Below are 10,416 nucleotides of genomic sequence, written 5' to 3' on the forward strand. Positions count from 1 at the left end.
TTTTTTCTTCTTATTTCATACTTTCTAAAAGCTCTTGCTCATAATCATAAAGAGCTGTTGGATAATCTCCATTGAAGTACGCCATACATAGACCGCCGTATTTCCCTTCATATGGACGTCCAATTGCATCTACTAATCCATCTTCACTTAAAAACGTTAAAGAATCTGCTCCGATGATTTGACGGATTTCTTCTATTGAATTATTTGCTGCGATTAATTCTTTTCTTGTTTGAATATCAATGCCATAGAAACATGGATACTTAAGAGGTGGTGAAGCAATTCTTACATGGACTTCTGTCGCTCCAGCCTCGCGAAGCATACGAACAATTCGTTTACTCGTCGTTCCTCTTACGATAGAATCGTCAATCATCACAACTCGTTTTCCTTCAACTACGCCTCTTACTGCTGAAAGCTTCATCTTAACCCCTTGCTCACGCAGTTCTTGAGAAGGTTGAATAAACGTACGTCCAACGTAACGATTTTTAATTAATCCTAACTCATATGGAATTCCTGTCGCCTCTGCATAACCAATTGCCGCTGAAATACTAGAGTCTGGTACACCAGTAACAACATCAGCTTCAATAGGAGCTTCTGCCGCCAAACGTTTTCCCATGTTTTTACGTGCTGCATGGACGTTAATACCTGCAATATTAGAATCCGGACGTGCAAAGTAAATGTACTCCATACTACAAATTGCATGATCTACTTCATTTGTAAAACGATCTACATGAATTCCTTCATCATTGATGATAAGTAATTCACCTGGTTCTACATCACGAATGTATGTTGCACCTACTACATCGAAAGCACATGTTTCTGATGCTACAACGTAAGCATCTCCCATCTTTCCAATTGAAAGAGGACGGAATCCATTCGGGTCTAGCGCAACGATCATTTCATTTCCAGTTAGTAAAAGATATGCAAACGCACCTTTCACTTTATTTAGAGCCTCTTTTACACTTTCAATTAAAGAATCTTTCGTACTACGTTTAATGAGATGTAAAAGTACCTCTGTATCTGAACTTGTTTGGAAAATACTTCCCTCTGCCTCTAATTCACGACGAAGCATCTTTGCATTAATTAAATTTCCGTTATGAGCTAATGCCATACTATGATCAGAAAAACGGAATAATAATGGTTGAACGTTAGCAACTTCACTTCCGCCAGCTGTCGCATATCGTACGTGTCCAATTGCTGATTTTCCGTTTAAGCCTTCTAGCTCACCTTTTGAAAATACTTCCGATATTAAACCTAACCCCTTGTGACCGACGATTTTCTCACCATTATTTACGACGATGCCTGCGCCTTCTTGTCCACGGTGCTGTAAACTATGCAATCCGTAGTACGAAACTTGTGCTGCATTTTCATGCCCCCAAATTCCGAAAACGCCACATTCTTCATTTAACCCCTTTATTTCAGCAAGCATGGGATTGCCCCTTTCCAAGCCTTTCTCATTTCATCTACATTTGCTGTAAGTAATACTTCATTTTCTTCATTATGAATTGTTACTTCATTTGTATTTGTCACTTCTCCAACTTGAATTGCTTCTACCGCCGTCTCAAACGCTTCTTTATTTTCACGTTTTACAGTTATAACGAAGCGAGATTGTGATTCAGCGAATAATGCTGCTGTTGCTTCTCCGTCTAATTTCACAGTAGCACCTAAACCATTTGCACCAATTGCACTCTCAGTAATTGCAACTGCTAAACCACCTTCTGCAACATCATGAGCAGATTGAACAAGGCCAGCTTGAATTGCTGCTAATACTTGTTTTTGACGTTTTAATTCTACGTCTAGATCGATGCTTGGTGATTGACCGAAAATTTTGCCGTGAATCATTTTCTGTAATTCACTTCCACCAAACTCAGCTTTCGTCTCTCCAATGATATAAACTAAATCGCCAGCTTGCTTAAACTCTTGTGTTGTTACATGTTTTAAATCGTGTACAAGTCCAACCATCCCAACTGTCGGTGTTGGGTATACAGCTTCACCACTACGTTCGTTATACATTGATACGTTTCCGCCGATAACTGGCGTTTGTAATGTGCGACAAGCTTCACTCATACCATCTACTGATTTCTCAATTTGCCAGAAGATTTCTGGTTTTTCTGGATTACCGAAGTTTAAGCAATCTGTAATTGCAAGTGGCTCTCCCCCAGAACATACGATATTACGTGCTGCCTCTGCTACTGCAATTTTACCGCCCACTTCTGGATCTAAATAAATGTAGCGAGAGTTACAATCTGTCGTCATTGCTAATCCTTTTTCTGTACCGCGTACACGTACAACTGCTGCATCTGAACCTGGTGTAACAACTGTGCTTGTGCGAACTTGATAATCATATTGATCATAAACCCACTCTTTACTTGCAATCGTCGGTTGTTGTAATAGAGCGAATAACGTTTCTTTATAATTTTCTACTTTTGGTGTTTCCATTTTCATTGCCTGGAATTCAGCAAAGTATGCTGCTTCTTTTGATGGCTTATGATAAATTGGTGCTTCTTCTGCAAGAGCATCTGCTGGTACTTCAGCTACCTTTTCACCTTTATGGAATAAGCGAAGCATTTTGTCTTCCGTTACTTTCCCCATCGTAACAGCTGCAAGACCATACTTCTCAAATAAATCTACTATTTCTTGCTCTCTACCCTTTTTCACAACGATTAGCATACGTTCTTGTGATTCAGATAGCATCATTTCATATGGTGTCATTCCTGCTTCACGTTGTGGTACATCATCTAAGTACATTTCAATACCCATACCTGCTTTACTTGCCATTTCTGCAGAAGATGATGTTAAACCAGCTGCACCCATATCTTGAATTCCAACAAGTGCATCCGACTGAATAAGTTCTAAGCAAGCTTCAATAAGAAGTTTCTCCATAAATGGATCTCCTACTTGAACTGCTGGACGCTTCGCTTCTGAGCTTTCAGATAACTCTTCAGATGCGAATGTTGCACCGTGAATACCGTCACGACCAGTTGATGCTCCTACGTACATTACTGTATTTCCAGCACCGTGCGCTTGCCCCTTTTTAATATCTTCATGATTAATTAAGCCTACGCACATTGCATTTACAAGTGGATTTCCTTCATAACATGGATCAAATTGTACTTCGCCGCCAACAGTCGGAATGCCGATACAGTTACCGTATCCTGCAATCCCTGCTACTACTTCTTCGAATAAATATTTCACACGTGGTGACTGTAATTCACCGAAGCGAAGTGAGTTTAATAGAGCTACCGGGCGTGCTCCCATAGAGAATACGTCACGGATAATACCACCAACGCCTGTTGCTGCTCCTTGATATGGTTCAATAGCAGAAGGATGGTTATGACTTTCCATTTTAAATACAACCGCTTGATTATCACCGATATCTACAATTCCAGCACCTTCCCCAGGTCCTTGCAGAACGCGCTCACCTGTTGTTGGGAATTTTCGAAGTACTGGTTTTGAATTTTTATAACTGCAATGTTCAGACCACATAACAGAGAATAATCCTGTTTCTGTATAATTTGGCAGACGGCCTAAAATCTTTTCAACCATGGCAAACTCTTCGTCTGTTAGCCCCATTTCCGCATATATGCGCTCTTCTTTAATTTGTGTTGGATTTGGTTCAAGCATTAACGACATATGTTTCCCTCCACTGTTTTAAGATAGATTGAAAGACTTTTAACCCTTCAGCACCGCCAAGTAATTCATCTACAGCACGCTCTGGGTGTGGCATCATACCAAGTACATTTCCTTTTTCATTTACAATACCAGCAATACCTGAAACGCTTCCATTCGGATTTTCTACGTAACGGAATGCGATTTGATTATTCTCTTCTAATTGTTTAAGAGTCTCTTCATCACAATAGTAATTCCCCTCACCATGCGCGATTGGAATATTGATTACTTCATCTTTTTCATATTGTGATGTAAACATCGTTTCATTATTTTCAACACGCAGCTGAACTGTTCGGCACATAAATTTTAAGTTTTCGTTTCTCATTAACGCTCCTGGTAGTAACCCTGATTCAACAAGAATCTGGAATCCATTACATACACCTAAAATCGGCTTTCCTTGCTCAGCAGCTTTTTGCACTGCTTTCATTGCATTCGCGAAGCGAGAAATAGCACCACAACGTAAATAGTCACCGTAAGAGAATCCACCAGGTAGTAAAATTGCATCATATTCATCTAAATTCTCTCTATCGTGCCAAACGTAATCTACTTCTTCACCAAGCTCATCTTTAATTGCATGGAACATATCGACATCACAGTTCGAACCTGGGAATACTATGACTGCAAATTTCACTGTGCGACAACCTCCTCAACTTCATAACGGAAGTCTTCCATTACAACGTTTGTTAATAGTTTTTCACACATTTCTTTTACCTTTGCGTCAAGGTCAGATACTGATTTATCAATTGTTAATTCCATATATTTTCCGATTCGAACGTCTTGTACTTCTGTGAACGAAAGACTATGAAGTGCCCCTTTTACTGCTGTTCCTTGTGGATCTAATACGCTTTCTCTTAACGTTACATATACCTTAACTTTATACATGTGAAATTCCCCCTAAACGTTTTAAAATCTCTTCATAAGCTTCTGTTAAATTTCCAAGGTCACGACGGAATACGTCTTTATCAAATTTTTCATTGCTCGTTTCATCCCATAAACGGCAAGTATCTGGTGAAATTTCATCTGCTAAAATGATTTCTCCTTCATCTGTTATACCAAACTCTAATTTGAAATCTACTAGTCTTACACGACAGCTTGCGAAATGATCAATCAACACTTGATTGATTTGTAGAGCCATATCTCGTAATACGCTTACTTGCTCTGGTGATGCAACGTTTAATACACGAATATGATCTTCCGTTACAAGCGGATCTCCTAAATCATCATCTTTGAAGTAAAATTCTACGATCGGTTCTGCAAGTACAGTCCCCTCTTCCATTCCTAATCGTTTTGAAAGACTTCCTGCAATTACATTTCTTGTGACAACTTCTAGAGGAATAATACTCACTTTTTTAACAAGTTGCTCTGTTTCAGATAACTTCTCTACAAAATGTGTTTTTATTCCTACTTCTTGTAACTTTCTGAACAATAAAGTTGTAATCTCATTGTTCAAACGACCTTTTCCTGTAATCGTCTCTTTTTTCTCCCCATTGAAAGCAGTCGCACTATCTTTGTACTCTACCCAAACCATATCTGCTGATTCTGTACGATAAATTCTTTTTGCCTTACCTTCATACAGCAATTCTAGCTTTTGCATTTCGCAAGCCCCCTGTAGTTTGAAAAATGTGAATAATGTTTTTATAAAGAATGGCACAGAATGACTCTATTCTGTGCCATATGAAATTTTACGCTTCGTTTAACCCAAGGCGTTCAAAGATTGTATCAACGTGTTGCATATGATGCTCATAGTTGAAGCATTCATTAATTTCTTCTTGTGATAACTTGCTCGTAATACGCTCATCAGCTTCTACAAGCTCTTTAAATTGTACTTGTGTTTCCCAAGCTTCCATCGCTTTAGGCTGTACGATATCATAAGCTTCTTCACGTACCATACCTTTGTCGATTAATGTAAGCATTACACGCTGAGAATAAATTAAGCCGTATGTTCTTGTCATATTGCGTTTCATATTCTCTGGGTATACAGTTAAGTTTTTAACGATATTACCGAAACGATTTAACATGTAATTTAATGCGATTGTAGCATCTGGTAAAATTACGCGTTCTGCCGAAGAGTGAGAAATATCACGCTCATGCCATAATGGAACATTCTCATACGCTGTCATCATATAACCGCGGATAACACGAGCTAAACCAGTCATATTTTCTGATCCGATTGGATTACGTTTATGTGGCATTGCAGAAGAGCCTTTTTGGCCTTTTGCAAAAGCCTCTTCAACTTCACGTGTTTCACTCTTTTGTAAACCACGAATCTCAACTGCCATCTTTTCGATAGATGTTGCGATTAGTGCAAGTGTTGACATGTAATGAGCATGGCGATCACGTTGCAATGTTTGTGTTGAAATTGGTGCTGCTTCTAAGCCTAAGTTTTCACAAACATACTTTTCTACGAATGGATCGATATTTGCGTATGTACCAACCGCACCAGATAATTTACCAACGCGAACTGTATCAGCAGCTTGTTTGAAACGCTCTACGTTACGTTTCATTTCTTCATACCAAAGACCAAGTTTTAAACCAAATGTTGTTGGTTCTGCATGAACACCGTGTGTTCTTCCCATCATGATCGTGTATTTATGCTCTTTCGCTTTGTTAGCTAAAATGCTTACAAAGTTTTCTAAGTCTTTTAATATAATTTCATTCGCTTGTTTTAAGATGTAAGATAGCGCTGTATCTACTACGTCTGTAGATGTTAAACCGTAATGAACCCATTTACGTTCCTCACCTAATGTTGGTGTTTCTGATACAGCACGAGTGAATGCAACTACGTCATGACGTGTCTCTTTTTCAATTTCATAAATACGATCAATATCAAATGATGCATGCTCACGGATTTTTTTAACATCTTCTTTTGGAATATCGCCAAGCTCAGCCCATGCTTCACAAGCTAAAATCTCAACTTCTAACCATGCTTTAAATTTGTTCTCTTCCGTCCAAATTGCACCCATTTCTGGGCGTGTATAACGACTAATCATCTTTTTCCCTCCAACAGTTGTTCTTGATGGTCCCAAATATGCAAACTCTTCGCTTTTTCTAGAGCGACTTCAATATTATCATTTAAAATATTAACATGCCCCATTTTTCGCTGCGCTTTTGCTTCTTCTTTTCCATACAAGTGTAAATAGCACCCGGTTAATCTATTCACTTGTCTTAGGACCCCTTCTATATGTTCGCCTAAAATGTTTACCATGACAACTGGTTTTAACAAATTTGTTTCTCCAAGAGGTAAATTACAGATTGCTCGAATATGTTGACCGAATTGACTCGTTTCACATGCATCCTGTGTATAGTGTCCTGAATTGTGAGGTCTTGGTGCTAATTCATTAATATAAATCTCACCATCAGCTGTAGCAAACATCTCTACCGCTAGTGTTCCCACAAGTTCTAGTTCATCCGCGAGCACTTTTGCATAAGCAATTGCTTTTTGAGAAAGTTCTTCTGTAATGCGAGCTGGAACGATAGATTCATGCAAAATGTTATTTACATGAATATTTTCCGCTACCGGAAATACTTTCGTTTCACCACTTACACTACGAATCACAATAACTGATACTTCTTTTTCAAAAGGCACCCATTTCTCTAAAATACACTCTGCTGCATTCGCAAGCTCTCGCGCTTTATCAACGTCAGCCTCATTTCTTAAAACAACTTGACCTTTCCCATCATATCCGCCTGTCGTCGTTTTCAAGACGGAAGGATATGATAACTCAGTGATTGCCTCAGTAAGCTGATCTTGATTTTGAACTAATCTATACGTTGCTACTGGTAGCCCAGCTTTCTCAATCGCATTCTTTTCTGTAAAACGATTTTGTGTTTTACTTAACAACTGACTGCCTTGCGGTAAGTAAGCATGTTTTTCAAGCCATTGTAAACATCTATAATCAATATTCTCAAATTCATATGTGACAACATCACTAATCTCCGCTAAATGCTGAATTGCTTTTAAATCGTCATATGGTGCAACAATTTCAATATCAGCAACTTGTGCACATGGTGAATTTTTTGTAGGATCTAAAACAGCAATTTTATATCCCATCTCCTTAGCTGCCAATGCCATCATTCTTCCTAGCTGGCCGCCTCCAATAATACCGATTGTTTTTCCAGGTAAAATGATTCTCGTCATACTAGCTCACTACCTTCGCGCACATCTTTTTTAATTGCTTCTCTTCTCAATTCTAATGCATCATGTATATCATCATGGAATGATCCAAGTATTTGTGCAGCAAGTAAACCAGCATTTGTTGAACCAGCCTTACCAATTGCAACAGTTGCAACTGGAACCCCTCCTGGCATTTGGACGATGGATAATAATGAATCTAAGCCGTTTAACGCTTTTGATTGAACTGGAACTCCGATTACAGGAAGATTCGTCTTCGCTGCAACCATCCCTGGTAAATGCGCTGCTCCACCAGCTCCAGCAATAATAACTTTCAACCCACGTTCACGAGCCGTCTCTGCATATTCAAACATATAATCCGGAGTCCGATGAGCAGATACAACTTTTTTCTCATACGGTATATTTAATTCATCTAAAATGTCACAAGCATATTTCATTGTTTCCCAGTCTGACGTGCTTCCCATTATGACTCCAACTAGTGATTTCATATTAGAATCCCCCCGATTCAAATAAAAAAAGCCTGAAATAGAACAGTTTCTCTTTTACTATGAGAGAAAGTGCTCTACTCAGGCATACGTATCCCTTGTGAATAGAAAAATACCGAGTGACTTTCCCTCATAGTCTAACGAATAACGGTCGTTAGGTAGAGACTTGCAGGCCATATCCCCGCGATTATATGAGGTCTTATATATTATTCTTTCTATGGCTATATTAACAATATTTCATAAACAATGTCAATAAATAATCGAATGTTTTTTTATTACTCACCAATAACGTTCGTGTTTTAGTTATATTCAAAAGAATAATTGTAACTATATGCAAGAAGGATAAGAAATTAGAATTTATATTTCTAGAGATCTATTGTACACATAACGGTTTGTATACTTATTCCGTATGCTTTAATATAAAGCATATCATTTATATTCATTTTATTTATAAGGAAGACAATAATGAAAAAACGAACTACACTTTTTTCGTATTTATTCCTTTTTATCGCAGTCTTTGCTGTAATGATTGAATACTTATTTATATCATCCCACTTTTTTAAATATATACTTGTGGTAGAAATAACGTTTCCTATCATAACGATTATTTTAGGAACACTCGGAAAACCTAGAAAACAAAAAATCATTGCTAGTACTTTAAACAACCTCTATTCCATTCTTTTCACTTCTTTAGCGTCATTCAATTTATGGATTATGACATTTAGTAAATAAAAATAAACACAAAAAAACCTAAGTCGAATCGACTTAGGTTTTTGCTTGGCGACGTCCTACTCTCACAGGGACAAGGTCCCAACTACCATCGGCGCTAGAGAGCTTAACTTCCGTGTTCGGTATGGGAACGGGTGTGACCTCTCTGCCATCATCACCAAACTATGAAGGCATATTCCTTCAAAACTAGATAACATTTGCTTCATATTATATGGTTAAGTCCTCGATCTATTAGTATTCGTCAGCTCCACATGTCACCATGCTTCCACCTCGAACCTATCAACCTGATCATCTTTCAGGGATCTTACTAGCTTACGCTATGGGAAATCTCATCTTGAGGGGGGCTTCATGCTTAGATGCTTTCAGCACTTATCCCTTCCGCACATAGCTACCCAGCTATGCCCTTGGCAGAACAACTGGTACACCAGCGGTGCGTCCATCCCGGTCCTCTCGTACTAAGGACAGCTCCTCTCAAATTTCCTACGCCCACGACGGATAGGGACCGAACTGTCTCACGACGTTCTGAACCCAGCTCGCGTACCGCTTTAATGGGCGAACAGCCCAACCCTTGGGACCGACTACAGCCCCAGGATGCGATGAGCCGACATCGAGGTGCCAAACCTCCCCGTCGATGTGGACTCTTGGGGGAGATAAGCCTGTTATCCCCGGGGTAGCTTTTATCCGTTGAGCGATGGCCCTTCCATGCGGAACCACCGGATCACTAAGCCCGACTTTCGTCCCTGCTCGACTTGTAGGTCTCGCAGTCAAGCTCCCTTATGCCTTTGCACTCTACGAATGATTTCCAACCATTCTGAGGGAACCTTTGGGCGCCTCCGTTACACTTTAGGAGGCGACCGCCCCAGTCAAACTGCCCACCTGACACTGTCTCCCGGGTCGATAAGACCCGTAGGTTAGAATTTCAATACAGTCAGGGCGGTATCCCACCAGCGCCTCCACCGAAGCTAGCGCTCCGGTTTCAATGGCTCCCGCCTATCCTGTACAAACTGTACCAAAATTCAATATCAGGCTACAGTAAAGCTCCACGGGGTCTTTCCGTCCTGTCGCGGGTAACCTGCATCTTCACAGGTACTATAATTTCACCGAGTCTCTGGTTGAGACAGTGCCCAAATCGTTACACCTTTCGTGCGGGTCGGAACTTACCCGACAAGGAATTTCGCTACCTTAGGACCGTTATAGTTACGGCCGCCGTTTACTGGGGCTTCAGTTCAGAGCTTCGCTTACGCTAACCCCTCTCCTTAACCTTCCAGCACCGGGCAGGTGTCAGCCCCTATACTTCGCCTTACGGCTTCGCAGAGACCTGTGTTTTTGCTAAACAGTCGCTTGGGCCTATTCACTGCGGCTTTCCGTTAAGAAAGCACCCCTTCTCCCGAAGTTACGGGGTCA

9 protein-coding genes, 2 rRNA genes and 1 riboswitch (1 of these 12 running past the window's edge) are annotated in these 10,416 nt (G+C 40.0%); of the genes, 1 reads left to right on the forward strand and 10 read right to left on the reverse strand.

Annotation, left to right across the window (positions count from 1 at the left end; translation table 11 throughout):
* Positions 1-10: 10 nt before the first annotated feature.
* The 8 genes from purF to purE form a co-directional block, all read right to left on the reverse strand.
* Positions 11-1,426: an amidophosphoribosyltransferase gene (gene purF, locus QCI46_RS25715; protein ID WP_353841736.1), complete on the reverse strand. Its 1,416-nt coding sequence runs from the start codon at positions 1,424-1,426 to the stop codon at positions 11-13.
* Positions 1,411-3,630: a phosphoribosylformylglycinamidine synthase II gene (gene purL / locus QCI46_RS25720; RefSeq protein WP_353841737.1), complete on the reverse strand. Its 2,220-nt coding sequence runs from the start codon at positions 3,628-3,630 to the stop codon at positions 1,411-1,413. The genes purF and purL overlap by 16 nt, the downstream gene beginning before the upstream one ends.
* Positions 3,614-4,297, reverse strand: coding sequence for a phosphoribosylformylglycinamidine synthase subunit PurQ (gene purQ, locus QCI46_RS25725; protein ID WP_353841738.1), 684 nt, complete (start codon positions 4,295-4,297; stop codon positions 3,614-3,616). The genes purL and purQ overlap by 17 nt, the downstream gene beginning before the upstream one ends.
* The gene (gene purS / locus QCI46_RS25730; RefSeq protein WP_000278821.1) at positions 4,294-4,548 is read right to left on the reverse strand and encodes a phosphoribosylformylglycinamidine synthase subunit PurS; all 255 of its coding nucleotides are present in this window, start codon (positions 4,546-4,548) and stop codon (positions 4,294-4,296) included. The genes purQ and purS overlap by 4 nt, the downstream gene beginning before the upstream one ends.
* Positions 4,541-5,260, reverse strand: a complete 720-nt coding sequence (gene purC / locus QCI46_RS25735; RefSeq protein WP_097907344.1) for a phosphoribosylaminoimidazolesuccinocarboxamide synthase — start codon at positions 5,258-5,260, stop codon at positions 4,541-4,543. Before purC ends, purS begins: the two co-directional genes overlap by 8 nt.
* 88 nt (positions 5,261-5,348) lie before the next feature.
* Positions 5,349-6,656 carry an adenylosuccinate lyase gene (gene purB / locus QCI46_RS25740; RefSeq protein WP_000625686.1) on the reverse strand — a complete coding sequence of 436 codons (1,308 nt, stop codon included), beginning with the start codon at positions 6,654-6,656 and terminating at the stop codon, positions 5,349-5,351.
* Positions 6,653-7,804, reverse strand: coding sequence for a 5-(carboxyamino)imidazole ribonucleotide synthase (purK, locus tag QCI46_RS25745; protein WP_048542068.1), 1,152 nt, complete (start codon positions 7,802-7,804; stop codon positions 6,653-6,655). Before purK ends, purB begins: the two co-directional genes overlap by 4 nt.
* On the reverse strand, positions 7,801-8,286 hold the full coding sequence (gene purE, locus QCI46_RS25750; protein ID WP_000839368.1) for a 5-(carboxyamino)imidazole ribonucleotide mutase: 486 nt from the start codon (positions 8,284-8,286) through the stop codon (positions 7,801-7,803). Before purE ends, purK begins: the two co-directional genes overlap by 4 nt.
* A gap of 110 nt (positions 8,287-8,396) precedes the next feature.
* Positions 8,397-8,498: riboswitch (purine riboswitch) on the reverse strand.
* Positions 8,499-8,748: 250 nt separating this feature from the next.
* Here purE and QCI46_RS25755 point away from each other — a divergent pair.
* A complete protein-coding gene (locus QCI46_RS25755) occupies positions 8,749-9,015 on the forward strand; it encodes a hypothetical protein (RefSeq protein ID WP_353841739.1) in 267 nt (88 codons plus the stop codon).
* A 43-nt stretch (positions 9,016-9,058) separates the two neighbouring features.
* Here the strand turns inward: QCI46_RS25755 and rrf are convergent.
* Together rrf and QCI46_RS25765 are read right to left on the reverse strand one after the other, a co-directional pair.
* Positions 9,059-9,174 (reverse strand): 5S ribosomal RNA (gene rrf / locus QCI46_RS25760).
* 49 nt (positions 9,175-9,223) lie between these two features.
* Positions 9,224-10,416: ribosomal RNA gene (locus QCI46_RS25765) — 23S ribosomal RNA — on the reverse strand; it runs 1,729 nt beyond the window's last position.

The sequence above is a fragment of the Bacillus cereus group sp. RP32 genome, assembly GCF_040459735.1.
Classification (GTDB): domain Bacteria; phylum Bacillota; class Bacilli; order Bacillales; family Bacillaceae_G; genus Bacillus_A; species Bacillus_A wiedmannii.